The 26,878-nt window shown below is 67.8% G+C and carries 22 protein-coding genes and 1 pseudogene; 20 read left to right on the top strand and 3 right to left on the bottom strand.

The genetic code is table 11. From position 1 onward, the window contains the following. Positions 1-16 precede the first annotated feature (16 nt). The 6 genes and pseudogenes from moxR1 to BST11_RS21680 all read left to right on the top strand — a co-directional run bounded on the left by moxR1 (position 17) and on the right by BST11_RS21680 (position 5,866). Positions 17-1,150 (top strand): chaperone MoxR1, encoded by a 1,134-nt coding sequence (gene moxR1 / locus BST11_RS21705; RefSeq protein ID WP_067318380.1) that lies wholly within the window; start codon positions 17-19, stop codon positions 1,148-1,150. Then, the gene (locus BST11_RS21700; RefSeq protein ID WP_068212469.1) at positions 1,147-2,109 is read left to right on the top strand and encodes a DUF58 domain-containing protein; all 963 of its coding nucleotides are present in this window, start codon (positions 1,147-1,149) and stop codon (positions 2,107-2,109) included. Before moxR1 ends, BST11_RS21700 begins: the two co-directional genes overlap by 4 nt. Next, complete coding sequence (locus tag BST11_RS21695; RefSeq protein ID WP_067318377.1) at positions 2,106-3,113, top strand: VWA domain-containing protein; 1,008 nt, start codon at positions 2,106-2,108, stop codon at positions 3,111-3,113. Before BST11_RS21700 ends, BST11_RS21695 begins: the two co-directional genes overlap by 4 nt. 146 nt (positions 3,114-3,259) lie before the next feature. Then, positions 3,260-3,991: a 3-oxoacyl-ACP reductase FabG1 gene (gene fabG1 / locus BST11_RS21690; protein ID WP_083140069.1), complete on the top strand. Its 732-nt coding sequence runs from the start codon at positions 3,260-3,262 to the stop codon at positions 3,989-3,991. A gap of 16 nt (positions 3,992-4,007) precedes the next feature. After that, complete coding sequence (gene inhA, locus BST11_RS21685) at positions 4,008-4,817, top strand: NADH-dependent enoyl-ACP reductase InhA (protein ID WP_083140068.1); 810 nt, start codon at positions 4,008-4,010, stop codon at positions 4,815-4,817. A 16-nt stretch (positions 4,818-4,833) separates the two neighbouring features. After that, a pseudogene (locus BST11_RS21680) lies at positions 4,834-5,866 on the top strand (ferrochelatase). Here BST11_RS21680 and BST11_RS21675 read toward each other — a convergent pair. Beyond that, positions 5,832-6,695, bottom strand: a complete 864-nt coding sequence (locus BST11_RS21675; protein WP_083140066.1) for a hypothetical protein — start codon at positions 6,693-6,695, stop codon at positions 5,832-5,834. The pseudogene BST11_RS21680 and the gene BST11_RS21675 sit on opposite strands and share 35 nt — an antisense overlap. A gap of 57 nt (positions 6,696-6,752) precedes the next feature. Here BST11_RS21675 and BST11_RS21670 point away from each other — a divergent pair, with 57 nt between their 5' ends. From BST11_RS21670 to BST11_RS21660, 3 genes are read left to right on the top strand one after another with little or no spacing between them, the layout of a single operon-like run. Next, positions 6,753-7,187 (top strand): NfeD family protein, encoded by a 435-nt coding sequence (locus tag BST11_RS21670; protein ID WP_083140065.1) that lies wholly within the window; start codon positions 6,753-6,755, stop codon positions 7,185-7,187. Positions 7,188-7,214: 27 nt separating this feature from the next. Further along, positions 7,215-8,351, top strand: a complete 1,137-nt coding sequence (locus tag BST11_RS21665) for an SPFH domain-containing protein (protein WP_083140064.1) — start codon at positions 7,215-7,217, stop codon at positions 8,349-8,351. 10 nt (positions 8,352-8,361) lie between these two features. Next, positions 8,362-8,718, top strand: coding sequence for a DoxX family protein (locus BST11_RS21660; RefSeq protein WP_083140063.1), 357 nt, complete (start codon positions 8,362-8,364; stop codon positions 8,716-8,718). 10 nt (positions 8,719-8,728) lie between these two features. Here BST11_RS21660 and BST11_RS21655 read toward each other — a convergent pair whose 3' ends face one another. Then, positions 8,729-9,223: a nitroreductase family deazaflavin-dependent oxidoreductase gene (locus BST11_RS21655; protein ID WP_083140062.1), complete on the bottom strand. Its 495-nt coding sequence runs from the start codon at positions 9,221-9,223 to the stop codon at positions 8,729-8,731. A 73-nt stretch (positions 9,224-9,296) separates the two neighbouring features. On the opposite strand from BST11_RS21655, the gene BST11_RS21650 reads away from it, so the two are divergent. Beyond that, entirely contained in the window at positions 9,297-10,793 is a 1,497-nt protein-coding gene (locus BST11_RS21650; protein WP_083140061.1) for an MFS transporter, read from the top strand. A gap of 382 nt (positions 10,794-11,175) precedes the next feature. On the opposite strand, the gene BST11_RS21645 is transcribed toward BST11_RS21650, so the two are convergent. Beyond that, entirely contained in the window at positions 11,176-11,928 is a 753-nt protein-coding gene (locus BST11_RS21645; RefSeq protein ID WP_083140060.1) for a TVP38/TMEM64 family protein, read from the bottom strand. Positions 11,929-12,106: 178 nt separating this feature from the next. Here BST11_RS21645 and mutA point away from each other — a divergent pair, with 178 nt between their 5' ends. From mutA to BST11_RS21595, 10 genes are all read left to right on the top strand, one after another. Beyond that, complete coding sequence (mutA, locus tag BST11_RS21640; RefSeq protein WP_083140059.1) at positions 12,107-13,933, top strand: methylmalonyl-CoA mutase small subunit; 1,827 nt, start codon at positions 12,107-12,109, stop codon at positions 13,931-13,933. A gap of 5 nt (positions 13,934-13,938) precedes the next feature. Continuing rightward, positions 13,939-16,194, top strand: a complete 2,256-nt coding sequence (gene scpA, locus BST11_RS21635; RefSeq protein WP_083140058.1) for a methylmalonyl-CoA mutase — start codon at positions 13,939-13,941, stop codon at positions 16,192-16,194. An 85-nt stretch (positions 16,195-16,279) separates the two neighbouring features. Continuing rightward, positions 16,280-17,257 carry a methylmalonyl Co-A mutase-associated GTPase MeaB gene (gene meaB, locus BST11_RS21630; RefSeq protein WP_083140057.1) on the top strand — a complete coding sequence of 326 codons (978 nt, stop codon included), beginning with the start codon at positions 16,280-16,282 and terminating at the stop codon, positions 17,255-17,257. Between the two features lie 70 nt (positions 17,258-17,327). Next, complete coding sequence (gene lipL / locus BST11_RS21625) at positions 17,328-18,608, top strand: esterase/beta-lactamase LipL (RefSeq protein ID WP_276033826.1); 1,281 nt, start codon at positions 17,328-17,330, stop codon at positions 18,606-18,608. Positions 18,609-19,024: 416 nt separating this feature from the next. Further along, a complete protein-coding gene (locus tag BST11_RS21620; protein WP_083140055.1) occupies positions 19,025-19,876 on the top strand; it encodes a class I SAM-dependent methyltransferase in 852 nt (283 codons plus the stop codon). Positions 19,877-20,148: 272 nt separating this feature from the next. Next, complete coding sequence (locus BST11_RS21615; protein WP_083140054.1) at positions 20,149-21,402, top strand: nucleotide sugar dehydrogenase; 1,254 nt, start codon at positions 20,149-20,151, stop codon at positions 21,400-21,402. After that, on the top strand, positions 21,399-22,418 hold the full coding sequence (locus BST11_RS21610) for an NAD-dependent epimerase/dehydratase family protein (protein ID WP_083140053.1): 1,020 nt from the start codon (positions 21,399-21,401) through the stop codon (positions 22,416-22,418). Before BST11_RS21615 ends, BST11_RS21610 begins: the two co-directional genes overlap by 4 nt. A gap of 29 nt (positions 22,419-22,447) precedes the next feature. Continuing rightward, a complete protein-coding gene (locus tag BST11_RS21605) occupies positions 22,448-23,917 on the top strand; it encodes a glycosyltransferase (protein ID WP_083140052.1) in 1,470 nt (489 codons plus the stop codon). Further along, entirely contained in the window at positions 23,914-25,539 is a 1,626-nt protein-coding gene (locus BST11_RS21600) for a hypothetical protein (protein WP_142276485.1), read from the top strand. Before BST11_RS21605 ends, BST11_RS21600 begins: the two co-directional genes overlap by 4 nt. Before the next feature lie 28 nt (positions 25,540-25,567). Then, positions 25,568-26,326 (top strand): class I SAM-dependent methyltransferase, encoded by a 759-nt coding sequence (locus BST11_RS21595; protein WP_083140050.1) that lies wholly within the window; start codon positions 25,568-25,570, stop codon positions 26,324-26,326. Positions 26,327-26,878: the final 552 nt, after the last annotated feature.

The raw sequence follows: 26,878 nt of genomic DNA, 5'->3' as shown, positions 1-26,878 counted from the left end.
CTGTGGAGGATTCTTGATGACAACAGCAGGTGGGCCGCCCCCGGGCGCCAGCAACTACCCGGGTCCGGGCGGCCAGGCCGGCGCCCCGACCCAAGAAGCGCCTCTCGGCGGCGGTAACGGCCTGGCCGCCGAGGTCCACACGCTGGAGCGGGCCATCTTCGAGGTCAAGCGGATCATCGTCGGCCAGGACCAGCTCGTCGAGCGGATGCTGGTCGGGCTGCTGTCCAAGGGTCACGTCCTGCTCGAGGGCGTTCCGGGCGTCGCCAAGACGCTGGCCGTCGAGACGTTCGCCCGGGTGGTCGGCGGGACGTTCGCGCGCATCCAGTTCACGCCCGACCTGGTGCCCACCGACATCATAGGTACCCGCATCTACCGGCAGGGCAAGGAGGAGTTCGACACCGAGCTCGGCCCGGTGGTGGTCAACTTCCTGCTCGCCGACGAGATCAACCGCGCCCCGGCGAAGGTGCAGTCGGCGCTGCTGGAGGTCATGCAGGAGCGCCACGTGTCCATCGGCGGGAAGACCTTCCCGCTGCCCAACCCGTTCCTGGTGATGGCGACGCAGAACCCGATCGAGCACGAGGGCGTCTACCCGCTGCCCGAGGCGCAGCGCGACCGCTTCCTGTTCAAGATCAACGTCGGCTACCCGACGCCCGAAGAGGAGCGCGAGATCATCTACCGGATGGGCGTCAAGCCGCCGGTGCCCAAGCAGATCCTGAACACCGGCGACCTGCTGCGGCTGCAGGACATCGCGTCGAACGTGTTCGTCCACCACGCGCTGGTCGACTACGTGGTCCGCGTCGTCACCGCCACCCGCCACCCCGAACAGCTGGGCATGAACGACGTCAAGACGTGGATCTCGTTCGGCGCGTCCCCGCGCGCCTCGCTGGGCATCATCGCCGGGGCGCGCTCGCTGGCGCTGGTGCGCGGCCGCGACTACGTCATCCCGCAGGACGTCGTGGAGGTCATTCCCGACGTGCTGCGCCACCGCCTGGTGCTCACCTACGACGCGCTCGCCGACGAGATCTCGCCCGAGATCGTCATCAGCCGCGTCCTGCAGACGGTCGCCCTGCCCCAGGTGAATGCCATTCCGCAGCAAGGTCATTCGGTGCCGCCGGTGATGCAGGCCGCGGGAGCGGCCACCGGTCGGTGACGGACCCGCGCCCCGCCGGGAGGCCCGCGGCCAATCGCCCGCCGTCGTTCCAGCGCGGGCAGATCGACGACCCGAAGCTGTCGGCGGCCCTGCGCACGCTGGAGCTCACCGTGAAGCGCAAGCTCGACGGCGTCCTGCACGGAGATCACCTCGGGCTGATCCCGGGGCCGGGCACGGAGCCGGGGGAGTCGCGCGAGTACCAGCCCGGCGACGACGTCCGGCGCATGGACTGGGCCGTCACCGCGCGCACCACCCACCCGCACGTCCGGCAGATGATCGCCGACCGCGAGCTGGAGACGTGGCTGGTGATCGACATGTCGGCCAGCCTGGACTTCGGCACGACGGTGTGCGAAAAGCGCGACCTGGCGGTGGCGGCCGCGGCGGCGATCACCTTCCTCAACAGCGGCGGCGGCAACCGGCTGGGCGCGATCATCTCCACCGGCGCCACGATCACCCGCGTGCCCGCCCGCTCGGGGCGCCAGCACGAACAGCAGCTGCTGCGGACCATCGCGACGACGCCGAAGGCGCCGGTCGGGGTTCGCGGCGACCTGGCGACGGCCATCGACGCCCTGCGCCGGCCCGAACGCCGCCGCGGCATGGCCGTGATCATCAGCGATTTCCTCGGCCCGATCAACTGGACGCGCCCCCTGCGGGCGATCGCGGCACGCCACGAGGTGCTGGCCATCGAGGTGCTCGACCCCCGTGACGTCGAGCTGCCCGACGTCGGCGACGTCGTGTTGCAGGACGCGGAGACCGGGGTCACCCGCGAGTTCACCATCGACGCCCAGCTGCGCGACGACTTCGCCAAGGCCGCCGCGGCGCACCGCGAGGAGGTGTCGCGCACCATCCGCGGCTGCGGGGCGCCGGTGCTGACCCTGCGCACCGACCGCGACTGGATCGCCGACATCGTCCGGTTCGTCGAGTCCCGCCGGCGCGGGGCACTGGCGGGACGCCAGTGACCCTGCCGCTGCTGGGCCCGATGAGCCTGTCGGGTTTCGCCCATTCGTGGTTCTTCCTCTTTCTCCTCGTCGTCGCCGGGCTGGCCGCGCTGTACATCGTCCTGCAGCTGGCGCGCCAGCGGCGGATGCTGCGTTTCGCGAACATGGAGCTGCTGGAAAGCGTTGCCCCGCAGCGGCCGTCGGGGTGGCGGCACGTGCCGGCGATCCTGCTGGTGGCGTCGCTGGTGCTGTTGACGATCGCGATGGCGGGACCCACCAAGGACGTCCGCATTCCGCGCAATCGCGCGGTGGTGATGCTGGTGATCGACGTGTCGCAGTCGATGCGGGCCACCGACGTCGCGCCCAACCGGATGGCGGCCGCGCAGGAGGCGGCCAAGGCGTTCGCCGACGAGCTGACCCCGGGAATCAACCTGGGGCTGATCTCCTACGCGGGCACGGCGACCGTGCTGGTGTCGCCGACGACCAACCGGGAGGCGACCAAGAACGCGCTGGACAAGCTACAGTTCGCCGACCGCACGGCCACCGGGGAGGGCATCTTCACGGCGCTGCAGGCCATCGCCACCGTCGGCGCGGTGATCGGCGGCGGCGACACCCCGCCGCCGGCGCGGATCGTGTTGTTCTCCGACGGCAAGGAGACGATGCCGACCAACCCGGACAACCCCAAGGGCGCCTTCACCGCCGCGCGCACCGCCAAGGACCAGGGCGTGCCGATCTCGACGATCTCGTTCGGCACCCCCTACGGGTTCGTCGAAATCAACGACCAGCGCCAGCCGGTCCCGGTCGACGATTCCACCATGAGGAAGGTCGCCGACTTGTCCGGGGGGAACTGGTACAACGCCGCCACCCTGGCCGAGCTGAAGGCCGTCTACGCGTCGCTGCAGCAGCAGATCGGCTACGAGACGATCAAGGGCGACGCCAGCGTGGGCTGGCTGCGCCTGGGCGCGCTGGTGCTGGCGCTCGCGGGGCTGGCGGCGCTGCTGATCAACCGCCGCCTGCCGACCTAGCTCTGCGTTTGCGGCGTTCGCGCACCGAACGTGCAACCAATGCGAAATCCGGCACGATTTTTCGCAGTGGCTGCACGCTCGGCGACGGTCGGATCCCGCGAAGAGCCGATTGCAGTGCGCGACAGGCAAGACGATAGGTTGGCGGGGTGACTGACGAAGGCAGACCCGCATTCGTACCCCGTTCGGTCCTGGTGACGGGTGGAAACCGGGGGATCGGTCTGGCGATCGCGAAGCGACTGGCCGCCGACGGCCACAAGGTGGCCGTCACGCACCGCGGATCCGGGGCGCCCGACGGGCTGTTCGGCGTCGAGTGCGACGTCACCGACAACGACGCCGTCGATCGCGCCTTCAAGGAGATCGAGGAGCACCAGGGCCCGGTCGAGGTGCTGGTGTCCAACGCCGGAGTCGCCGCCGACGCGTTTCTGATGCGCATGACCGAGGAGAAGTTCGCGAAGGTCATCGACGCCAACCTCACCGGCGCGTTCCGGGTGGCTCAGCGGGCCTCGCGCAGCATGCAGCGCAACAAGTTCGGCCGAATGATCTTCATAGGCTCGGTCTCCGGCACCTGGGGCATCGGCAACCAGGCCAACTACGCGGCCTCCAAGGCCGGCGTGATCGGCATGGCCCGCTCGATCGCGCGGGAGATGTCCAAGGCCAACGTGACCGCGAACGTGGTGGCCCCGGGCTACATCGACACCGACATGACCCGCGCGCTGGACGAGCGGATCCAGGAGGGGGCGCTGCAATTCATCCCGGCCAAGCGGGTCGGCACCGCCGCCGAGGTCGCGGGCGTGGTCAGCTTCCTCGCGTCCGAGGACGCGAGTTACATCTCCGGCGCGGTCATCCCGGTCGACGGCGGCATGGGTATGGGTCACTGAGGGACGAAGGACGGACATGGCAGGACTGCTCGAAGGCAAACGGATCCTGGTCACGGGGATCATCACCGACTCCTCGATCGCGTTTCACATCGCGCGGGTGGCCCAGGAGCAGGGGGCCGAACTGGTGCTGACCGGATTCGACCGGCTGCGGCTGATCCAGCGCATCGCCGACCGGCTGCCGCAGAAGGCGCCGCTGATCGAGCTCGACGTGCAAAACGAGGAGCACCTGCAGACCCTCGCCAACCGGGTGACCGAGGTCATCGGCGAGGGCAACAAGCTTGACGGCGTGGTGCATTCGATCGGCTTCATGCCGCAGACCGGGATGGGCATCAACCCGTTCTTCGACGCCCCCTACGAGGACGTCTCCAAGGGCATCCACATCTCGGCGTACTCGTATGCCTCGCTGGCAAAGGCGCTGCTGCCGATCATGAACCCCGGCGGCGGCATCGTCGGCATGGACTTCGACCCGTCGCGCGCAATGCCCGCCTACAACTGGATGACGGTGGCCAAGAGCGCGCTGGAGTCGGTGAACCGGTTCGTGGCCCGCGAGGCCGGCAGGTACGGCGTGCGCTCCAATCTGGTTGCCGCGGGGCCGATTCGGACGCTGGCGATGAGCGCGATCGTCGGCGGTGCGCTGGGCGAGGAAGCGGGCGCGCAGATCCACCTGCTCGAGGAGGGCTGGGACCAGCGCGCCCCGCTGGGCTGGAACATGAAGGACGCGACCCCGGTCGCCAAAACCGTGTGCGCGCTGCTCTCCGAGTGGCTGCCCGCCACCACCGGGACCGTCATCTACGCCGACGGCGGCGCCAGCACCCAATTGCTGTAATCGGCAATGGATTTCCGTGGAGTTTGACGCCGTCCTGCTGCTGTCCTTCGGCGGGCCGGAGGGGCCCGAGCAGGTGCGGCCGTTTCTGGAGAACGTCACCCGCGGCCGAAACGTGCCGCCCGAACGCCTCGACGACGTCGCCGGGCACTACCTGCATTTCGGTGGCGTGTCCCCGATCAACGGCATCAACCGCGCGCTGATCGCGCAGCTGCAACGCGAGCAGGACCTGCCGGTCTACTTCGGCAACCGCAACTGGGAGCCCTACGTCGAAGACACCGTTACCGCCATGCGCGACAACGGTGTTCGTCGTGCCGCGGTGTTCACCACGTCGGCGTGGAGCGGGTATTCCAGCTGCACGCAGTACGTCGAGGACATCGCCCGCGCGCGCCGGGCGGCCGGACCGGACGCCCCCGAGCTGGTCAAGCTGCGGCCCTATTTCGACCACCCGCTCTTCGTGGAGATGTTCGCCGGCGCCATCGCGGCGGCGGCGGGGACGGTGCCCGCCGGCGCGCGCTTGGTGTTCACCGCGCATTCGGTCCCGGTGGCCGCCGACGAGCGCTGCGGCCCGAGGCTGTACAGCCGCCAAGTCGCCTATGCCGCAAGGCTGGTCGCGGCCGCGGCGGGGTACGCCGACTACGACCTGGTCTGGCAGTCGCGGTCGGGCCCGCCGCGGGTGCCGTGGCTGGAGCCCGACGTCGCCGACCACCTGACCCGCCTGGGCGACACGAAGGCCGTCGTCGTCTGCCCGATCGGGTTCGTCGCCGACCACATCGAGGTCGTCTGGGATCTCGACCACGAGTTGCGTTCACAGGCCGAGGCCGCCGGGATCGCGTTCGCCCGGGCCGCGACGCCCAACGCGGACCGGCGATTCGCCCGGCTGGCCGCCGACCTGATCGACGAGCTCCGCCACGGCCGGGCGCCGCGGCGGGTGAGCGGGCCCGATCCCGTGCCGGGCTGCCTCGCCAGCGTCAACGGCGAAGCGTGCCGCCCGCCGCACTGCGCCGCGGCGAGCGATTAGTCCGCCCAGGCCGACTGCAGGATCGCGCTGACCGCCGCCATCCGCGCGGAGCGCACCACCGAGGCGAGTGGCCGCAGCGCGTCGCTGGTGATCTGAGCCTGCGAGGACGACTGCGGGCCGATCCCCGCGAGCCCGGAGCTGACCGCGATGATCGCGTCGACGTGTGCGGCGTTCTCCAGCACCCGCAGCGCGCGCGACGGCGCGTGGCCGGGAATGCGGTGCTGCCGTGCCGATTCCAGCAGCTGCTCGACGAGCGCCCGCGGGTCGTCGACGTCGCAGGCGGCGGCTCCCAGCCCGATGGCCCCCAGCGCGTCGGCGGCCGATCGCACCGCCGAACGCAGCGCGTACTCGGAGTCGCCCAGTTCGTGGTGTTCGAGCGCGGGCGCGCCGGGCAGCGAGTACACGGTCCAGAACAGCCCGCACAGTTCGGGCAACCCGGTGTGCTCTTCGATCTCGTCGAGGTCGCCGTAGTTGAACTCGGGGACCAGCCCGACGGCGGCGCCGGGGTCGTCGGGGCCGGCGATGATGACCGCCTCGCCGGCGGCCAGGGCGTCGGACTCGAACTGCGTCCCGGGGGCCAGCCCCCGCACGTCCCCGGGCACGGGCAGCACCACGTTGATCGCCCCCCGCGCGCGGGACCGGCCAACGGCCGCGCGCAGCGTCTGCAGCAGCGTCACCGTCCCGGCGTCGTGGACGTCGGGCCACGGCAGCCCGGTGTGGCCCGCGGCGACCGCATCATACGCGGTGACCGATTGCTTTGGCGCCCAGAGGGATAACGCGTCCAAGACGTCGTCGGGCGCGGCCCTGCCCGCGAGCCAGGCGTTGGCCCACAGGGATAGCGAGACACTGGGACACCACATGATCTCGGAGTGTAGTTGTTTGGTCCGGCAAAGTCGGATTACGCGTATTCTGGCCGCATGCCCGCCGCGGTGATCTGGCTCATATTCGCGCTGGTGCTCGCCGGTGCGGAGGCGCTCACCGGCGATATGTCCCTGCTGATGCTTTCCGGGGGAGCGCTGGCGGCCGCGGGGAGCACCTGGCTGCTGGGGTGGCCGGTGTGGGCGAACGCGGCGGTGTTCGTGGCCGTGTCCATCCTGCTGCTCATCGGGGTGCGCCCCGCGCTGCGGCGCCGCATCGCGCCCGCGAAGGGGTTGCCGATGGGGGTCGCCGCGCTGGAGGGCAAAAGCGCGCTGGTGCTCGACCGCGTCGCACGGGACGAGGGCCAGGTGAAGCTGGACGGCCAGGTGTGGACGGCGCGGCCATTCAACGACAACGACGTGTACGAACCCGGCGAACGGGTGACCGTCATGCAGATCGACGGCGCCACAGCGGTGGTGTTCAAGGGCGTGTAAACCCCTCTGGAGAAACAGGAGGAAACGATGGCAGTCGCTCTGTTGGTGGTGGCGCTTGCGCTGGTGATCTTCGGGATCATCGTGGTGGCAAAGTCCGTCGCGTTGATCCCGCAGGCCGAGGCCGCGGTGATCGAACGCCTGGGCCGCTACAGCCGCACGGTCAGTGGGCAGTTGACGTTGCTGATCCCGTTCATCGACCGCATCCGCGCGCGGGTGGACCTGCGTGAGCGGGTGGTCTCGTTCCCGCCGCAGCCGGTCATCACCGAGGACAACCTGACGGTCAGCATCGACACCGTGGTGTACTTCCAGGTCACCGTGCCGCAGGCGGCGGTGTACGAGATCAGCAACTACATCGTCGGGGTCGAGCAACTCACCACCACCACGCTGCGCAACGTCGTCGGCGGCATGACGCTGGAGCAAACGCTGACCTCCCGCGACATGATCAACGGCCAGCTGCGCGGCGTGCTCGACGAGGCCACCGGCCGCTGGGGCCTGCGGGTGGCCCGAGTGGAGCTGAAGGCGATCGACCCGCCGCCGTCGATCCAGGCGTCGATGGAAAAGCAGATGAAGGCCGACCGCGAGAAGCGCGCGATGATCCTGACCGCCGAGGGCATGCGGGAGTCGTCGATCAAGGAGGCCGAGGGCCAAAAGCAGGCGCAGATCCTGGCCGCCGAGGGCGCCAAGCAGGCGGCGATTTTGGCCGCCGAAGCCGACCGGCAGTCGCGGATGCTGCGCGCCCAGGGTGAGCGCGCCGCGGCGTACCTGCGGGCGCAGGGCGAGGCCAAGGCCATCGAGAAGACGTTCGCCGCGATCAAGGCGGGCAGGCCGACCCCGGAGATGCTGGCCTACCAGTACCTGCAGACGCTGCCGGAGATGGCACGCGGTGACGCCAACAAGGTGTGGGTGGTGCCCAGCGATTTCAGCGCGGCGCTGCAGGGGTTCACCAAGCTGCTGGGCGCGCCGGGCGAGGACGGCGTGTTCCGGTTCGAGCCCTCCCCGGTCGATGACGCGCCCAGGCACGCCGGCGACGACGACGCCGACGTCGCCGACTGGTTCTCCACCGAGACCGACCCGGCGATCGCCCAGGCCGTGGCCAAGGCCGAGGCGATCGCGCGGCAGCCGGTCGACGGGCAGCCGGGGGTTCCGCCCGAGTTGACCCAATAGGCTCGCGGGTATGAGCGCCCTGACTTCACCGAAAACCTATGTGGCGCTTGCGGCTTTCCATGCCGGCGATGCGGTGGCGTGCGGGGTCCAGGTGGCCCCGATCAAGAAGGTGCTGGACGACCTGGGGGTGCCCGACGAGGCACGGCGCGTGCTGCCGGTGGTCAAGGCCGCCGCGGCGATCGGCCTGTTGTCGGTCACCCGTTTCCCCGGCCTGGCGAGGCTGACGACGGCGATGCTGACGGTGTACTTCGTGCTGGCGGTGGGCGCGCACATCCGGGCGCGGGACAAGGTCGTCAACACCCTTCCGGCCGCGACGTTTTTGGCCACGTTCGCCGCGATGACGGTCAAGGGCCCGGATACCCGCTGAGTACCGACGACTAGTCAAGCCGCAGCTCGACGAGCGGGAGCGGGGTGTCGGTGTCGGAGATCGCCGCGCCGAGCGTCTGCTCGAGCACCGGACGGAACCGCTCCCAGGTTCGCGGATGCCGGTCGCGGTAGGCGGCCAGCGTGCGGTCGGCCTCCCGTTGGCCCAGAACGCGGGCGGTGGCGCGCCGCGGCGCGCGGCTGCCCGCGTACACACGGACCCGCGGGTTGGCCTGAATGTTGCGGAACCACTGGGCGGTTCGGCCGAAGCCGGACGCGACGACGTAGGAGTCGGGGCCGGGGCGGCCGACGACCTCCAGCACGGCATAGCGCGGGGCGCCCGACTTGCGCCCGATGTGTTCGAGCATCAGCAGGCGCGAGCCGAACAGCGCGCCCCCGCGGGCCTTGTAGATCCAGACGGGTGCGCGCACGAACCGGCGGGAGCGCAGCAGCCGCGCGCCCGCCCCGGCAAACCGCGATGGGGGATGCGTCTGCGACATGCCTCCCATCCTCCCAAGGGTGTCATCCCGGGGGCGGGGCGGTCGCTTACTCGTCGAGCGTTTCGGGTAAGCCTGGTACCCAATGAAACGCGGTAGACGCAGTGGGCAGGCGCCCGACCACATCACGGTCGTCGACGCCCGCGCCACCAAACGGTCGATCCAGGGCACCGCGATCGGCAACTTCATGGAGGCCTACGACTTCACGCTGTTCAGCCTCGTCGCCACCATCCTCGCGCAGAAGTTCTACCCCGGCGAGAACTCCGAGGCCGGCAACCTCATCGCCACCTTCGGCACGATGACGGCGGGCTTCGTCGTGCGCCCACTGGGCGGGTTCATCTTCGGGCCGCTCGGCGACCGCATCGGGCGCAAGCCCGTGCTGGTGATGACCATCTCGCTGATGGCGGTGTGCGCGTCGGTGACCGGCGTGCTGCCCGTCTACCACACCATCGGGGTGTGGGCGCCGATCCTGCTCACCGTCGTCAGGATCTGCCAGGGCCTGTCGTCCGGCGGGGAGTATGCGGGCGCCATGACCTACATCGCCGAGCACGCCCCGGACCACAAGCGGGGAATGCTGGGCGGGTTCCTCCCGGTGGGCACGCTGGCCGGGTTCGTGGTGGGCGCCGCGCTGGTGACGGCGCTGCAGACCGCGCTGTCGACGAGCGACATGCTGGCCTGGGGCTGGCGCGTGCCGTTCCTGCTGGCCGCGCCCCTCGGGCTGATCGCGTTGTACCTGCGCTCACGGATCGAGGAATCGCCCGACTACGAGGAGATGCGCGCGGCCCGGGAACCCACCTCCGGTCGCAAGCAGTTCGTGCAGACGGTCGTGCGGCAATGGAAACCCCTGCTGATCTGCATGGGTGTGGAGCTGGCGGTGACCGACACCAGCTACATGGTCAGCGGGTACGTGCCGACCTACCTGAAGAAGACCGCGAGCGTCGGGGACAGGGCGGCCCTCGTGATGGTCCTCATCGTGCTGGCCGTGCTGACCGTCGGCGTCCTGTTCGTCGCCATGCTGTCCGACCGCGTCGGCGTCAAACCGCTGATGTGGACGGGATGCGGGCTGCTCATCGCCGTCTCGCTGCCGGCGTTCACGCTGATGCGTTTCGGCGGGGCCTATCCGACCAAGTTCGCCGGCGTCCTGCTGGTCGGGCTGCCGATGCTGTTTTTGAGCAGCCTCGAGCCGGTGATCCTGCCCGCGCTGTTCCCCACCAACGTGCGCTACGGCGCGGTGTCGATCGGCTTCAACATCGCGGTGTCGGCCTTCGGCGGCACCACCCCGTTGATCGCCGAGACGCTGGTCGCCGGCACCAAGAATCCCATGATGCCGGCGTACATGCTGATGTTCGCCGGGGTCATCGGGGCCGTCACCCTGATCTTCGCCCCGGAGGTGGCGGGCAGGCCGTTGCTGGGATCGGGGCCGTCGGTGGAGAACCCGGCGGAGGCCGGCGACCTCATGCGTCAGCGCGGCAGCGGGGGTGGTAGCGGCGGGACGCCCACCGAAGGCGCCGACGTGGGCGCGCTGCCCGGCGGGGCCGGAAGGACACAACCGGGCGCGTTCGACGTCAGCGGCGGCGGATAGGGCGGCGGCGGCAGCTGGACCCGGACCGTCCAAACCAGGCCGGTCACGGCGAAGACGGCGATCGCGCCGATTATCAGCCCCGCCAGCCCGGCGAGGATCACGACGGCGGTGGAATGGCGCCGGGCGGCGGCGGTGTCGTTTGGGGTCATGTGGCTTCCCGGGTCGTCGGTATCGGTCTTTCCGGACGCTACTGGGCGGGGGCCGACACCGGGCAGCAAATGCCCGCGGCGTTGCGAGTGAGCCCGGGGCCTCGAGCGTGAGACCGCGGCTTCGCGAGGGAACTCGGGGCGGTGATCCGGCGATTTTTCCGCCCGGCACTCACAGCCGACGCCGGGGATTCACGCCCGCCACGACGCGGCCGCGTCGTCGGATTCGCGTCGGGTCAGGCGGCGGCGGGCTCGGCGGCCGAGGCGTCCTGCGCCCCGCGGTGGTGTTGCCGGTAGTGGCGGATCTCGACGATCAGCCCCGTCACGCCCACCGCCCCCGTGCACAGCGACACCAAAAACAACAGCGGGCTGGGATGACCCGCCAGCGCGTCGCCGAGGATCACCACGGCCGCGGTCCCGGGCAGCAAACCGGCCAGCGTGGCCGCCGTGTAGGGCAGCGCCCGCACGGTCGACGCGCCGGCGGCGTAGTTGATCGCCGAGAACGGCACGGCGGGGATCAACCGCAGCGACAGGACGGCCAGCCAGCCGCGTTGGCGCAGCCGCTGGTCCACCGTGTCGACCGAGCGGTGGCGGACCAGGCGGTTGAGCTGCCACCCGGCCGCGCGCACCAGCAGCAGCGCGAGCACCGCGCTCGCGGTGCTGGCGACCACCGCGATCGCGACCCCCAGCGTCGGCCCGAACAGCAGACCGGCGGCCAGGGTGAACGCCGTGCGGGGCACCGGCACGACCGTGGCCACGACGTGCGCGCCCAGGAACGCCAGCGGAAACCACGGGCCCACCGATTCCGCCCAGTCCCGCATCTGCAGCGGGGACGGCAGAGGCAGCAATGTCGCCGCGACGATCAGGGCTGTGATACCGGCCACTGTCGCCAGCGCCCGGGGCCGCGACAGCCGGCGGGCCGCCGCGCGCAGCGCGCAGCCGACATCGCGCAGCGTCTCGGCGATTTTGCAGGTGGCGGAAGCCGTCACGCCCGTAAAGGTTACGGGGTGCGGGTGAAGAACGCGTTTCCCGCGCCTGGCGTTTCTCCCTCATTCCCGGGCGATCGGGCCGGCTCGCGCGCCGCGCGGTTTTTAGCGAAGAGCGTCGATCAATTAGCCTCATTAGTACGTGGCAGAGCCCCAATTGCTGGGAAAAAGGGAGCAATCGGTGTCCATTGACGTACACGATCTCGCCGACCTAGAACAGGTTCGCGGGCGTTGGCGCACTGCGGTCGCCGGTGTGCTGTCCAAGAGCGGCCACCAGGATCCCGGCGAGTTGGGGGACGAGCCGGAACGGCTGCTGGAGAACCCGACCTACGACGGGATCGCCATCCGGGCGCTCTACACCGCGCTCGACGAACTGCCCGAACCGGCGCTGCCCGGCGAGTGGACCTTCGTGCGCGGCGCCGACGCGCGGCGCGACGTCAACGCGGGCTGGAAGGTGGCCGAGGCGTTCCCGGTCCCCGGCGGCGACGCCGACAACGGCGCGGTGCTGGCCGCCCTGGCCGACGGCGTCAGCGCGCTGCTGCTGCGGGTGGGCGAGCCCCGCGAGCTCAAGTCGCTGCTCTCGGGCGTGTACCTGGATTTGGTGCCGGTGATCCTCGACGCGGGCGCCGGGTACGCCGCGGCCTGCGACGCCCTGCTGGAGCTGGTCGACGAGCTGGACCCGGACCGGCGCGACGCGCTGTCCATCGACCTGGGCGCCGACCCGCTGACCGCGCCACTGAGCCGCCGGGAAACCGCGGCGACGGAGCAGGTGCTGGCCGTCGCGACGCGGGTGGCCGCCAGCCCCGGCGTGCGGGCGGTCACCGTCGACGGGCCCGCCTTCCACAACATGGGCGCCAACGCCTCGTGGGAGCTGGCCGGCGGCGTCGCGGCCGCGGTGGCCTACCTGAGGCTGCTCACCGACGCCGGGATCCCCGTCGCCCAGGCGTTGCGGCAGATCAGCTTCCGGCTGGCCGCCGACGACGACCAGTTCGCGACGATCGCCAAGATGCGCGCCGCGCGCCAGCTGTGGGCGCGCGTCGCCGAGGTCGTCGGCGACCCCGACGGCGGCGCGGCCGTCGTGCACGCGGAGACCTCGCTGCCGATGATGACCCAGCGCGACCCCTGGGTGAACATGCTGCGCGTCACGATCGCCGCCTTCGGCGCGGGGGTCGGCGGCGCCGACACCGTGCTGGTGTCCCCGTTCGACGCGGCGATCCCCGGCGGCTTTCCCGGTGTGGCGAACGGCTTTTCGCGCCGGATCGCCCGCAACACGCAGCTGCTGCTGCTGGAGGAGTCGCACGTCGGGCAGGTGCTGGACCCCGCGGGCGGGTCGTGGTTCGTCGAGGACCTCACCGAGCAGCTGGCCCAGCGGGCGTGGCGGCAATTCCAGGACATCGAGGCGCGGGGCGGTTTCATCGAGGCCCGCGACTACGTCGCCGAGCAGGTCGCCGAGGTGGCGGCGCGGCGCGCCGACGACATCGCGCACCGGCGCACCGCGATCACCGGCGTCAACGAATATCCGAACCTCGAGGAGCCGCCCCTGAAGCAAGCGCAGCCGCAGGGGGATTCGGCGGTGCGGCGCTACGCGGCGGAATTCGAGGCGCTGCGGGATCGCTCGGACGCGTACCTCGCGCGCACAGGTTCGCGCCCGCAGGCGCTGCTGCTGCCGCTCGGCCCGTTGGCCGAGCACAACGTCCGGGCGACGTTCGCGGCGAACCTGCTGGCGTCGGGCGGCATCGAGGCCGCCAACCCCGGCCCGGTCGACGCGGCCGGGGTCGCCGCGGCGGTCGCCGCGGCGCGGTCGCCGGTGGTCGTCATCTGCGGCACCGACAAGCGCTATCACGACGAGGCCGCGGCCGTGGTCGAGGCGGCCCGAAGCGCCGGCGTGGACAGGGTCTACCTGGCCGGGCCCGAACAGGATGGCGAGCACCGGCCGGATGAGTACCTGACCGCGAAAATCAATGCGGTGCAAGCCTTGTCGAACCTGCTCACCAGACTGGGAGCCTAGCCGCCATGACGATGACGACGCCCGCGATCGGCAGTTTCGCCAATGTCCCGCTGCACGGCGACCGCGCCGTGCCGCCGCCCACCGAGGCCGCCGTGGCCGAGCACGTCGCCGCGGCGGCGTCGGCGCACGGCTACACGCCCGAGCAGTTGCAGTGGCACACCCCCGAGGGCATCGACGTCAAACCGGTGTACATCGGTGCCGACCGCGCGGCCGCGGCCGCCGAGGGCTACCCGCTGAACAGTTTCCCCGGCGAGCCGCCCTTCGTGCGGGGCCCCTACCCGACGATGTATGTCAACCAGCCCTGGACGATTCGCCAATACGCCGGGTTCTCGACCGCCGCGGACTCCAACGCGTTCTACCGGCGCAACCTGGCCGCGGGTCAGAAGGGCCTGTCGGTGGCGTTCGACCTGGCCACCCACCGCGGTTACGACTCCGACCACCCCCGCGTCCAGGGGGATGTCGGGATGGCCGGTGTGGCAATCGATTCCATCCTCGACATGCGGCAGCTGTTCGACGGCATCGACCTGTCCGCGGTGTCGGTGTCGATGACGATGAATGGCGCGGTGCTGCCCATCCTGGCGCTGTACGTGGTGGCCGCCGAGGAGCAGGGGGTGCCGCCGGAGAAGCTGGCCGGCACCATCCAGAACGACATCCTCAAAGAGTTCATGGTGCGCAACACCTACATCTACCCGCCCAAGCCGTCGATGCGCATCATCTCCGACATCTTCGCCTACACCAGCGCCAAGATGCCGAAGTTCAACTCCATCTCGATCTCCGGCTACCACATCCAGGAGGCCGGCGCCACAGCGGATTTGGAGCTGGCCTACACGCTGGCCGATGGCGTCGACTACATCAAGGCGGGCCTGGACGCCGGCCTGGACATCGACAAGTTCGCGCCCCGGCTGTCGTTCTTCTGGGGCATCGGCATGAACTTCTTCATGGAGGTCGCCAAGCTGCGCGCCGGCCGGCTGCTGTGGAGCGAACTGGTGTCGCAGTTCGGCCCCAAGAATCCCAAATCGCTGTCGCTGCGCACACATTCGCAGACCTCGGGCTGGTCGCTGACCGCCCAGGACGCCTTCAACAACGTCGCCCGCACCTGCATCGAGGCGATGGCCGCCACCCAGGGTCACACCCAGTCGCTGCACACCAACGCCCTGGACGAGGCGCTGGCGCTGCCCACCGACTTCTCCGCCCGCATCGCGCGCAACACCCAGCTGGTGCTGGCGCAGGAGTCGGGGACCACCCGGCCCATCGACCCGTGGGGCGGCTCGTATTACGTGGAGTGGCTGACCCATCGCCTCGCGCAGGCGGCCCGCGCCCACATGGCCGAGATCGCCGAGCACGGCGGCATGGCGCAGGCCATCGACGACGGCATCCCCAAGATGCGCATCGAGGAGGCGGCGGCGCGCACCCAGGCCCGCATCGACTCGGGCCAGCAGCCGGTGATCGGGGTGAACAAGTACCAGGTCGACGAGGACCAGGAGATCGAGGTCCTCAAGGTCGAAAACAGCCGCGTGCGCGCCGAGCAGCTGGCCAAACTCCAAGAGCTGCGGGCCAACCGGGACCAGCGGGCCGTCGACGCGGCTCTCGCCGAGCTGTCCCGCGCGGCCGCCGCCACCGGCCGCGCGGGCGAGGACGGGCTGGGCAACAACCTGCTGGCGCTGGCCATCGACGCCGCTCGGGCCAAGGCCACCGTGGGCGAGATCTCCGACGCGCTGGAAAAGGTGTATGGCCGTCACCAGGCGGAGATCCGTACCATCGCCGGGGTCTACCGTCACGAAGCCGGAAAGGCCACCAACATCGCCACCGCCACCGAATTGGTCGAGAAATTCGCCGAGGCCGACGGGCGCCGGCCCAGGATCCTGGTGGCCAAGATGGGGCAGGACGGCCACGACCGCGGGCAGAAGGTGATCGCGACGGCGTTCGCGGACATCGGGTTCGACGTCGACGTCGGCTCGCTGTTCTCCACGCCGGAGGAGGTGGCCCGGCAGGCCGCCGACAACGACGTGCACGTCATCGGGGTGTCCTCGCTGGCCGCCGGGCACCTGACGCTGGTGCCGGCGCTGCGCGACGCGCTGGCCGAGGTCGGGCGGCCCGACATCATGATCGTGGTCGGCGGCGTCATCCCGCCCGGCGACTTCGACGAGTTGTACGCCGCCGGGGCCACCGCCATCTTCCCGCCCGGGACGGTGATCGCCGATGCCGCGATCGGCTTGCTGCACAAGCTCGCCGAGCGGCTGGGGTATGACCTGGGCCAGTGACGTCGCCAATGCTTCCCGCGAACGTGATGTCATGGCGAGAATCGGTCCGTTTTCTCGCCGTGACGTCACGCTCGGCGCGTGCCATATGAAGGGCTCCATCGAGGATCTGGCCAAGGCCGTTCTCGGCGGCGACCGCGCGGCGCTGCCGCGGGCCATCACGCTGCTGGAATCCACCCGCGCTGACCACCACGAAAAGGCCCAACAGCTGCTGCTGGAGCTGATGCCCCACGCGGGCAACGCGCACCGCGTCGGCATCACCGGGGTCCCCGGGGTGGGGAAGTCCACCAGCATCGAGGCGCTCGGGATGCACCTGATCGAGCGGGGCCACCGGGTGGCGGTGCTGGCCGTCGACCCGTCGTCGACCCGCACCGGCGGCTCGATCCTCGGCGACAAGACCCGGATGGCGCGGCTGGCGGTGCACCCGGACGCCTACATCCGCCCGTCGCCGACGTCGGGCACGCTGGGCGGGGTGGCCAAGGCGACGCGGGAAACCATCGTGCTGCTGGAGGCCGCCGGGTTCGACGTGATCCTCGTCGAGACGGTCGGCGTGGGCCAGTCCGAGGTGGCCGTGGCAAACATGGTGGACACCTTCGTGCTGTTGACCCTGGCGCGCAGCGGCGACCAGCTGCAGGGCATCAAGAAGGGCGCGCTGGAGCTCGCCGACATCGTGGTGGTCAACAAGGCCGACGGCGAGCACCTGGGCGAGGCGCGCAAGGCCGCGCGGGAGCTGTCCGCGGCGATCAGGTTGATCCATCCGGGCGAAATACTTTGGCGGCCACCGGTTCTCACCATGAGCGCGACGGAGGGAACCGGCCTGGCCGAGCTGTGGGAGACGATCGAGCGCCACCGCAAGGTGCTCGCCGACGCCGGGGAACTCGACGAGCGCCGGCGGGCCCAGCAGGTCGACTGGACCTGGCAGATGGTTCGCGACGCCGTCCTGGACCGGGCGCTGTCCAACCCGGCGGTGCGCAAAATCCGCGCCGACGTGGAACGCCAAGTCAAGGCGGGGGAGCTGACCCCGGCGCTGGCGGCCCAGCAAATACTTCAGGCCGCGTCTTCCTAACGGAAAGGTAAATTAGCCGCGGTTTCCCCTACGGACAGTATGGAATCCAAGTAAATTCAATACCGTGACAATGGAGTCTCGGGTCGCTCGCCGCGCGGTCCCCGTCCACGATGGCCCTGACGCAGGCCATCGCGTGTCCGGTGCGGCGGACCCACATTTCGCCTGCGTCGTCCGGAGTTTCTCCACGATGTTCCCGGCCCGCCGGTTCGGTGGCGGGGCGCTGGCCGTCTACGTCGACGGTCAACCCGCCGTTGACGTGTGGACCGGCTGGGAGGACCGGGGCGGTCACGTGCCGTGGTCGGCCGACACCGCCCCGATGGTGTTCTCGGCAACCAAGGGCATGGCCGCCACCGTCATCCACCGGCTCGCCGATCGCGGGCTCATCGACTACGAGGCCCCCGTGGCCGAGTACTGGCCGGAGTTCGGGGCCAACGGCAAGGCCGAACTCACGGTGCGGCAAGTGATGCGGCACCACGCCGGGCTGTCGGGCCTGCGCGGCGCCACCCAGGAAGACCTGCTGGACCACACCCTGATGGAAGAGCGGCTGGCGGCCGCGTCGCCGGGACGCCTGCTGGGCAAATCCGCCTATCACGCCCTGACGTTCGGCTGGCTGATGTCCGGGCTCGCCCGGGGCGTGACCGGCAAGGGCATGCGCGCGCTGATCCGCGAGGAGCTCGCCGAGCCATTGGGTACCGACGGGATGCACCTGGGCCGGCCGCCGGCCGAGTCCCCGACGCGGGCCGCGCAGATCATCATGCCGCAGAACCTCGTCGCCAACCCCGTGGTCAGCTACGTGACGCGCAGGGTCGCCCACGAGCTGTCCGGTGGGTGGCGGTCCATGTACTTCCCGGGCGTCATCGCCGCCGCGCAGGGTGAGATCCCGTTGCTGGACGCCGAGATCCCGGCGGCCAACGGCGTGGTGACGGCCCGCGCGCTCGCGCGGATGTACGGGGCGATCGCCAACGGCGGCGAGATCGACGGCACCCGATTCCTGTCCCGCGAGCTGGTCGCCGGGCTGACCGGTCGGCGGAGCCTGCGGCCGGACCGGAACCTGTTCGTGCCGTTGGCTTTCCACCTGGGCTATCACAGCCTGCCGATCGGCAACGTGATGCCGGGCTTCGGGCACGTCGGGCTGGGCGGGTCGGTCGGTTGGGCCAATCCCGCGGAGGGGGTGGCGTTCGCGCTGGTGCACAACCGGCTGCTGACACCGTTCGTGATGACCGATCACGCCGCGTTCGTCGCGATCTACAAGCTGATCCGCGACGCCGCCGCGAAGGTGCGCAAGCGCGGTCTGCAGCCGGTGACCGAGTTCGGGGCGCCGTTCTCGGAGCCTGGAGCGGTCGCCGGCTAGAGCTGTTGGCCTAAGAGCTGCGTTGGAGGCGCCCGCGGCACGGACGCCATAGAGAATGCCAAAAAGCCAACTTTCTTGTCGAAAACTATTATTCTCGAATCGGAACAGGCTCACAGCGAAGATGGGGTGGCGCACCTTGGGCGGGCTGGGAGCTGGAAGGTTAAGGGCACGACGCGCTTCGGCGAAAGGGGTTCATTACCAACGTTTTCGGTCGCGGGGATCCGCCGACCGCTGCCCCGCAGACTTAAATCTGTCGCCGTTCGGACAATCCGAGCTTGCTGGCTCAGCGCGGCAACCTATGTTTTGCGCCGATGCGGTCTGAGGGTCCTTTCTAATCCACCATAATCCGTTGGCGCACTCGGGCGACTTCGCGTAATGCGTCAAATCTTGCGCTACAACGATCGGGCAAACAACATATGATTCCGAAATTCACTGACCAGCTGCAATTCACTCATCACAACATTCGTCTCGATGATGGAACGTTCACTAAACCCGAATCGAAGCTGTCGATGGCGGACTATCCGTATTGCATATCGGCGCGCAACATCCTGGAGGCAGTCTTTCCCGGGGATAAAACTCAGCTGCGCTTGGTTGATATTGGCTGCCTAGAGGGCGGATACGCGGTTGAGTTCGCGCGCATGGGATTTCAGGTCCTCGGCCTCGAGGTACGCGAGCTAAATATTGCAGCTTGCAACTATGTCAAGTCGAAGACGGACCTGTCTAATCTGGACTTCGTCCAGGACAACGCCTTGAATATCGCTGATCACGGTGTTTTCGACGCGGTTTTTTGCAGCGGATTGCTTTATCATCTTGAGTATCCAATGCAATATCTAAAGACGCTTTCCTCGGTCACCCGAAAGCTATTGATCTTGCAAACACAATTTTCGATCATCCGCCCTATCGACACCAGACTTCGATTGAGTACGAGCTTGCGACAGGCGTGGGATAGATTGCTTCTCAAACGCGAACCGGTGAATTTTCTGCTGTCGGCGCCGGCTGAACACGACGGGGTTCCTGGCCGATGGTTTACCGAATTCAAGGATGAGCGGTCATTCAGTCGGCGCGAAACCTCGCGGTGGGCTTCTTGGGACAATCGCCGGTCTTTCTGGGTTCAACGTGAGCATCTGCTCCAAGGGGTCAAAGACGTTGGATTTGACGTTGTGCTGGAGCAATATGACCATCTCGAGCCAAGCATTGCTGAATCGTTACTAGGTGGTTCCTATTCCGCACAGCTTCGGGGGATGTTTATCGGCATCAAGACGCGCTGAGCCAGGGTTGCCGGCAACCCCACCGCATTGCGACGAGACGACCCGCGCCGTGCGAGGGCAAGGTATGCGTCGTCGGTCTTGCACTTCGTGATCACGCCGACTAATAGAAGGTTTCGACGACCTTTCCGATCTGGGCGGGTTTGCTGAAAACGCCTATGTTCGGATACTCCAGCTCGTAGGCTTCACCGCAAAGGAGCCATGAACGTCGAAGGCAGCAGGCATCGGGCTGAAGCTGTCGGAAGATGGGGAAGAGTCGGGAGGCGGCGGTTCACATGCAGACTCAATCCGATAAGCGCATCTGCATCATCGGCGGTGCCGGACACGTCGGGCTTCCCCTGGCGCTGGTGCTCGCGGACGTGGGATTCAACGTCGACATTCTGGACACCAACGCGACCGCGTTGAAGACGATCATGGCCGGCCGTATGCCCTTCGTGGAGAACGGCGCCCAGGATCTGCTCAAGCGGTTGTTGCCGACTGGGCGCATCTCGGCGACCACCGATTCGTGGGCGGTCAGGAATTCCGACATCGTGATCTGCGTCGTGGGCACGCCGGTGGACGAATACCTGACACCGCAGGCGCACACCTTCTTTCGCATCATCGACGAGATCAGCCCGTACTTCCACGACGGGCAGACGCTCGTGCTCAGAAGCACCGTCTACCCCGGGCTGAGCCAGCGCGTCCACGACATGTTCGCCGAGCGGGGGATCGGCGTCCACGTCACCTTCTGCCCGGAGCGCATCGCGCAGGGCCACTCGATTCGAGAGCTGCGGATGATTCCGCAGATCATCAGCGGCTTCGACGCCGAAGGGCGCCGGATCGTGCGCGAGCTGTTCTCGCAGATCACCAGCGAGATCATCGAGGTCGAGCCGCAGGAGGCCGAGCTGGCCAAGCTGTTCTGCAACGCGTACCGCTATATCCAGTTCGCGGTGGCCAACCAGTTCTACCTGCTCAGCCGCGAGGCCGGGCTCGACTTCGACCGGGTGCACCACGCGGCCACCTACAAGAACGCCCGGGTCGACAGCCTGCCCCGGGCCGGGCTGGCGGCGGGCCCCTGCCTGCTGAAGGACACCATGCAGCTCGCGGCGTTCAGCAACAACAATTTCATGCTGGGGCACGCGGCCATGCTGATCAACGAGGGCCAGCCGCAGTTCATCGTCAACATGCTCAAGCGCCGGGTTGACCTGCGCGACAAGACCGTTGGCCTTCTCGGTATGACGTTCAAGGCGGACTGCGATGACACGCGCGACTCGCTGAGCTTCAAGCTCCGGCACCTGCTCATGCTGGAGGCCAAGAAAGTGATGCTGCACGACCCGTTCCTGGACGGCCCGGACTACTTCGCGCTCGACGCCGTTCTGGGCCGTGCCGATGTGATCGTCATCGGCGTGCCGCACTCGATCTACCGCGGCCTGCAGATTCCGCCGGACAAGATCGTCGAGGACGTCTGGGGCTGCCTGGACGTCAGCGAACCGGAGCCCCACGCGCCGAGCGGGGCCGCCATGGCAAGCACGGGAACCCCGGCCCGGTGAAAGTTCTCGTCACCGGTAGCGCGGGATTCATCAACGGCTACGTCGTCGACGAGCTGCTGCGCGCCGGCCACGAGGTGGTCGGCATCGACAATTACTCCAAATACGGCAAGGTCAGGAAGAGCTACGACGATCACCCGCGCTACACCTTCGTCGAGGGCGACGTCAAAGACGTGGATTTGATGTTCCAGCTGATCGAGGGGTGTGACCAGCTGGTGGCCAGCGCGGCCCGCATCGGCGGCATCACGTACTTCCACGAGTACGCCTACGACCTGCTGGCCGAGAACGAACGCATCGCCGCCGCCCATTTCGACGCCGCCATCTATGCGTACCGCAAGGGCTGGCTCAAAAAGATCAATGTGATCAGTTCCTCGATGGTGTTCGAAAACGCCACCGTCTTCCCGACGCCGGAGAAACACATCGCCGAGTGTCCGCCTCCGACAAGCACTTACGGCTTTCAGAAGCTGGCCTGCGAGTACTTCGCGCACGGTGCCTATGAGCAATACGGCCTGCCGTACACGATCATCCGCCCGTTCAACTGCGTGGGCACCGGCGAGCAGCGGGCGCTCGGCGGCCGCGAGATCCCCAGCGGCAACGTCAAACTCGCGATGAGCCACGTCGTGCCCGACCTCATCCAGAAGGTCGCGAAGGGCCAGGACCCTTTGCACATCCTTGGCGATGGCACCCAGGTGCGCCACTACACCTACGGCGGCGACCTGGCGCTCGGCATCCGCGTCTGCATGGAGCATCCGGCCGCGCTGAACGGGGACTTCAACCTTTCGACTCCCCAAGCCACCACGGTGCTGGAACTGGCGGAAGTGATTTGGAAGAAGATGCGCCCCGACACCCCGTTTCGCTACGAGAGCGACCCGCCGTTCGAGCATGACGTCCAGTTGCGCTCACCCGATGTCCACAAGGCGTCCGAGGTCCTGGGTTTCGAGGCGGCGACGACGCTCGATTCCATGCTGGACGAGGTCATACCCTGGATCGTCGACGCCGTCGATGCCGGAACCATCTGACGTGCCACTGTCGTCGCCACCAGAACGTCATGCGCATCGCGGGTAGGCCCGACCTTCAGCAGCTTTACCGCAATCGCTTCGGCCACGCCTGCGAGGCGCGCTCGGCCATCTGGGCCGTGTTGGTCCGGGACTTCTTCCAGGCGTGGATCAGGCGCAGCGACACGGTGGTCGACCTCGGTTGCGGCTACGGCGAGTTCCTGAACCACGTGAGTGCCGCGCGCCGGATCGGCGTCGACCTCAACCCGGACAGCGCCGGCATGCTGGAACCCGGCGTCGAGTTCCAGCACGGCCGCGCCGACGACCTCGGCTTCCTCGCGGACGGGTCGGTCGACGTCGTCTTCACGAGCAACCTGCTGGAGCACCTGCGCAGCAAGGAAGAGGTCGAGCGCACGATCGCCGCGGCACGCCGGGTGCTCAAGCCGGGTGGGCACCTCATCGCGATGGGCCCGAACATCCGGTTCGTCCCCGGCGATTACTGGGACTTCTGGGATCACACGGTGCCGATCAGCGATCGATCGCTGACCGAGCTGCTGCAGTCGTGCGATTTCGAGATCGTGGAAAGCTGCGACCGGTTTCTGCCCTACACGTCGGCCTCGCCCTTGCCGCAAGCGCCGATCCTGGTGCGCTGGTACCTGCGCTCGCGAATGGCGTGGCCAATTTTGGGCAGGCAGTTCGTGATTCGCGCCCGTAAGCCCGATTCTCGATCCATGGCCGACGATCAGCATCTGGTGAGTGTGGTCATTCCGGTCTACAACGAGGGCGAAAACATTCAGCTCTGTGTCCGCGGGCTCACCGAGGCGTTGGCCGACACCCCGCACGAGCTCCTCGTGTGCTACGACTTTGACGAGGACAGCACGCTGCCCGCGCTGGCCGCCATGCCCGACAGGCCGGCCACCGTGCGGCTGGTGCGCAACTCGCTCGGGAAGGGCGTGGCCAACGCCTTGATCGCCGGTTTCGCGGCCGCGCGCGGCGACGTCGTCGTCACCAGCATGGCCGACCTGTCGGATCCGCCTTCGGTGATCCCATTGATGGCGGCCAAGATTCGCGACGAGGGGGCGCACGTCGTCAGCGGATCCCGCTACATGCGCGGGGGTGCCCAGCACGGCGGACCCCGACTGAAGACGCTGATGTCGCGGACCGCCGGACTCAGCTTGCATTACGTCGGGCGCATCCCGACGCACGATGCCACGACGAACTTCCGCGCCTACAGCCGCCGGTTCCTCGACGAAGTCCCCGTGGAGAGCGGGCGAGGATTCGAAGTGGGACTGGAGCTCACCACCAAAGCGCATCTGCTCGGGTATCGGGTCGATGAAGTCCCCAGCAGCTGGGATGACCGAGCCGCCGGCACCAGCAAGTTCGATCTGGTCGGCTGGTTGCCCGCCTACCTGCATTGGTACGGGGTGGCGATGCGGCGGCCGGTGTTGCGGTGGACCGGCGGCGGATTAGCGTCGCTGGGGGCGTTGCGAGTGCTGTGGCGGTACGGAAAGCGCCGCCTATGAAAGCGACCTCGGCCAACTCAATGCGCGCACAGGATGAAAAACTTATGCCCCCGGATGCTGCACCAGCCGTTGAGGTTCAACACGAGACAGGGACAAGTCCGAGGGATGAACCGCCAGATACGCGAACACGGCGCAGCGCCACGATCGTCCTACTTGCCGCGGTCGCGTGTGTTGTTTTGGGTGGCAAGCTCATCACCATTTTTGCCCTGGGTTCGCCGATGCCCTTTGGGGATCAATGGGACGGTGAGGCGGCGAATCTCTTTTCCCCGTATCTAAAGGGCACACTATCGTTCGCCGATCTCATGGCCGCTCACAATGAACACCGCATCCTCGTTTTCCGCGTGTTCGCACTGGCACATCTCGAGCTGGCCGGTGAGTGGAACGTGCGCCTCGAGATGGTCTTTGGCGCGATTGTGCACACCGCGGTGATCACGTGGCTGGCGGCGCTGCTGATGCCCCTTATCGCGGTGCATCGCCGAATGCTCCTGGCAGGCTTTGTCGCGCTTCTGTTCGCCCTGCCAATGGGTTACGAGAACACCCTGTGGGGGTTTCAGGGCCAGGTCTACCTCGCGTTGCTCTTCGGCATCGCGGCCTTGGTCGCGTTCGCTTTCGCGACGCCGTTTTCCGCGCGTTGGTTTGGCGGATTGGCCGCCGCGGTCCTCAGTTACTTCTCGTTTGCGACGGGTGTGGCCGCAGTTCTCGCCGTCGTCGCACTCGTAGGCTTGCAGATCGCTACCGACGTCAGAAAGCGGTGCGGCCGTGAGATCGCTGGCGTTGTCGTTCTCACGTTAATCGCTCTGGCGATGATCCTATGGGCCGCGTCTATCCCACATCCGATAAGCGTCCCATGGACTTCCTTTATCCAGGGCTTGTGCCGATTTGCCGCCGTGGTCGGTGCGGGGTTCGTCCCGATGGTCTGGTTTTGCTACCACACCGTGGCAAGGCGGCCTGGCATTTCCGACCGTGTCTGGGTAGCAGTCGGAATTGGTGTGTGGGTCGCGGTCCAGCTTGTGCTGCTTGCGTACGGTCGTGGGACCGCGATCGCGGCGCGCTATCTAGACATTGTCCTGCTCGTTTACCCGGTGGCTCTGGTGGCGGTGTTCGCGAGTCTCGACAGAGCGCGCGCCTGCCGGTTCAGCCGGTTCGCGATGCAGGGCGCCGTAACGTGGGTGTTCATTGTCGTGGCGGCCTTTGGCGCGCTCGGCTACGGGTTGGTGCTGAAGGCCGTCGCCTGGGCCGAAGGGGCACATCAACAGGAGGTCAACGTCCAGGCCTATCTCGACACGCGAAACGTAGCCGATCTCAAAGCAAAAGGCGGCCGCGGCCAGACGGTTGACCTCTCTTTTCCCGACCCTCAGCGACTGGCGGCAATCTTGGCCGATCCCGACGTCAGATCCATCCTGCCGCGCGAATTCCGACCTACCGACGCCGACAACGCCGGGGCGCGCGGCAGGATGCTGCTCAAGGGTTCACTCGCGGGCGTCACGGGTGGCGCGGTCGGCCTCCTAGCTGTAGTCGCCCCTGGATTGCTGGCACTCGGCGTAGGTTTGTTCTTTGCCGTGGGAGCACGGTTGAGCATCCCTCACGCGGCGGTGGCTCTGCTGCGATCACGACTCGAATGAGACTTCTGAACAACTTGAAGGGAGCGGAATGCTGCGTTCGGCGGTGAAACCGGCGGCCGACCTATTCTTTGCCGTGAAGTACGCGGCCCTGCGACTGCCGCTGCGACGCAAGTATCAGTCCTTCGTAGACGGCAAATACGGGGTCGAAGTCGGTGGTCCGAGCTTGCTCTTCAAGACGGTGCTGCCTCTTTATCAGTTCGCGGCAGGATTGGACGGTGTCAACTTCGCTACGGATACGGTATGGGAGGGCAGCATCGAGGCGGGGAATGATTACAGATATTACCCGGGTAAACGCGGCCGCCAGTTCATTGATGAGGCCGCGGACTTGGCCGAGATCGAATCCGCGCAGTACGACTTCCTCTTGTCCTCCAACTGCCTTGAGCACGTAGCAAACCCGATCAAGGCCTTGCATGAGTGGAGGCGGGTGATCAGACCCGATGGCGCTCTGATACTGGTCCTGCCCAACAAAGAGAGCAACTTCGACCATCGGCGGCCGTTCACCACGTTCGAGCACCTGCTGGACGACTTCAACAGCGACGTGGGAGAGGATGACCTCACGCACCTGGAAGAGATCCTCGCGCTCCACGACCTGCCGATGGATCCCCCGGCGGGTGATCTGGAACATTTTCGGCAACGAAGCTTGAAGAATTTTGAAAACCGGACGCTTCATCACCACGTGTTTGACGTCCAGCTCATCGAAAAGATGCTGGACTACGTCGGGTTTGAAATCTTAGATTTATCGACCACTCGAACCGACTTCTTCGCGTTGAGCAAGAAAGGCCGTTGAGCTGCCTCATCTCCGAGAAATCTTGCGCGCAGGTTCGGCCTGGAAGCGAAGCGTGCGGTGATACCGGCCGCGCTGGTTCGTTGCGACCTCAGCGTGATGCGACCACGCGGCTGCCTATTGTTCCCGATCGTGTTAGCGAGTGTGCTGGCCGGCCGGCGGTTGCGAGGCACAGGCCGCGCGGCGCGTTCGCGCGCCAGGTTGAGGGCGTTGGTTGCGCAGACGTTCCGGCCCTACAGCGACTGTTACATGACGGAATAACGCCGCACCTACCAGAGTGCGTTATGGTAGAAAGCCTCGAAAGCCGTAAGGTTAAAGCAGTTAAGGCTGGGGGGCAGAAAGTATTCGATGGTTGATTTACCGAGCGAGACGACGATAGCAGCGATTCGACGTAGGTTAGACACAGTCCTCCAGGGCGTTCCCGTTTACGATCAGACCTCGACGTTGAGTGCCAAGGCGGCAGGCCGGATTCGCCGGTCCCGACTTGGCTCAAATTAGTGCGCATCACAGGCGCGGATTTTGAGCAGAGCGGTGCGGAGGTCGTCGGGTAGCGGG

It is taken from the genome of Mycobacterium alsense (assembly GCF_002086635.1).
GTDB classification, from domain to species: Bacteria; Actinomycetota; Actinomycetes; order Mycobacteriales; family Mycobacteriaceae; genus Mycobacterium; species Mycobacterium alsense.
The sequence above is the reverse complement of the archived record's forward strand: the minus strand, read 5'-3'. Positions and strand labels throughout refer to the sequence as shown.

Excerpts from the sequence above, each read along its gene's own strand:
- moxR1 (WP_067318380.1), top strand. The coding sequence starts at position 17 with ATGACAACAGCAGGTGGGCCGCCCCCGGGCGCCAGCAACTACCCGGGT.
- inhA (WP_083140068.1), top strand. The coding sequence starts at position 4,008 with ATGGCAGGACTGCTCGAAGGCAAACGGATCCTGGTCACGGGGATCATC.
- BST11_RS21675 (WP_083140066.1), bottom strand. The coding sequence starts at position 6,695 with ATGTGGTGTCCCAGTGTCTCGCTATCCCTGTGGGCCAACGCCTGGCTC.
- BST11_RS21670 (WP_083140065.1), top strand. The coding sequence starts at position 6,753 with ATGCCCGCCGCGGTGATCTGGCTCATATTCGCGCTGGTGCTCGCCGGT.
- BST11_RS21665 (WP_083140064.1), top strand. The coding sequence starts at position 7,215 with ATGGCAGTCGCTCTGTTGGTGGTGGCGCTTGCGCTGGTGATCTTCGGG.
- BST11_RS21660 (WP_083140063.1), top strand. The coding sequence starts at position 8,362 with ATGAGCGCCCTGACTTCACCGAAAACCTATGTGGCGCTTGCGGCTTTC.
- BST11_RS21655 (WP_083140062.1), bottom strand. The coding sequence starts at position 9,223 with ATGGGAGGCATGTCGCAGACGCATCCCCCATCGCGGTTTGCCGGGGCG.
- BST11_RS21650 (WP_083140061.1), top strand. The coding sequence starts at position 9,297 with ATGAAACGCGGTAGACGCAGTGGGCAGGCGCCCGACCACATCACGGTC.
- scpA (WP_083140058.1), top strand. The coding sequence starts at position 13,939 with ATGACGATGACGACGCCCGCGATCGGCAGTTTCGCCAATGTCCCGCTG.
- meaB (WP_083140057.1), top strand. The coding sequence starts at position 16,280 with ATGAAGGGCTCCATCGAGGATCTGGCCAAGGCCGTTCTCGGCGGCGAC.
- lipL (WP_276033826.1), top strand. The coding sequence starts at position 17,328 with ATGGAGTCTCGGGTCGCTCGCCGCGCGGTCCCCGTCCACGATGGCCCT.
- BST11_RS21620 (WP_083140055.1), top strand. The coding sequence starts at position 19,025 with ATGATTCCGAAATTCACTGACCAGCTGCAATTCACTCATCACAACATT.
- BST11_RS21615 (WP_083140054.1), top strand. The coding sequence starts at position 20,149 with ATGCAGACTCAATCCGATAAGCGCATCTGCATCATCGGCGGTGCCGGA.
- BST11_RS21605 (WP_083140052.1), top strand. The coding sequence starts at position 22,448 with ATGCGCATCGCGGGTAGGCCCGACCTTCAGCAGCTTTACCGCAATCGC.
- BST11_RS21600 (WP_142276485.1), top strand. The coding sequence starts at position 23,914 with ATGAAAGCGACCTCGGCCAACTCAATGCGCGCACAGGATGAAAAACTT.
- BST11_RS21595 (WP_083140050.1), top strand. The coding sequence starts at position 25,568 with ATGCTGCGTTCGGCGGTGAAACCGGCGGCCGACCTATTCTTTGCCGTG.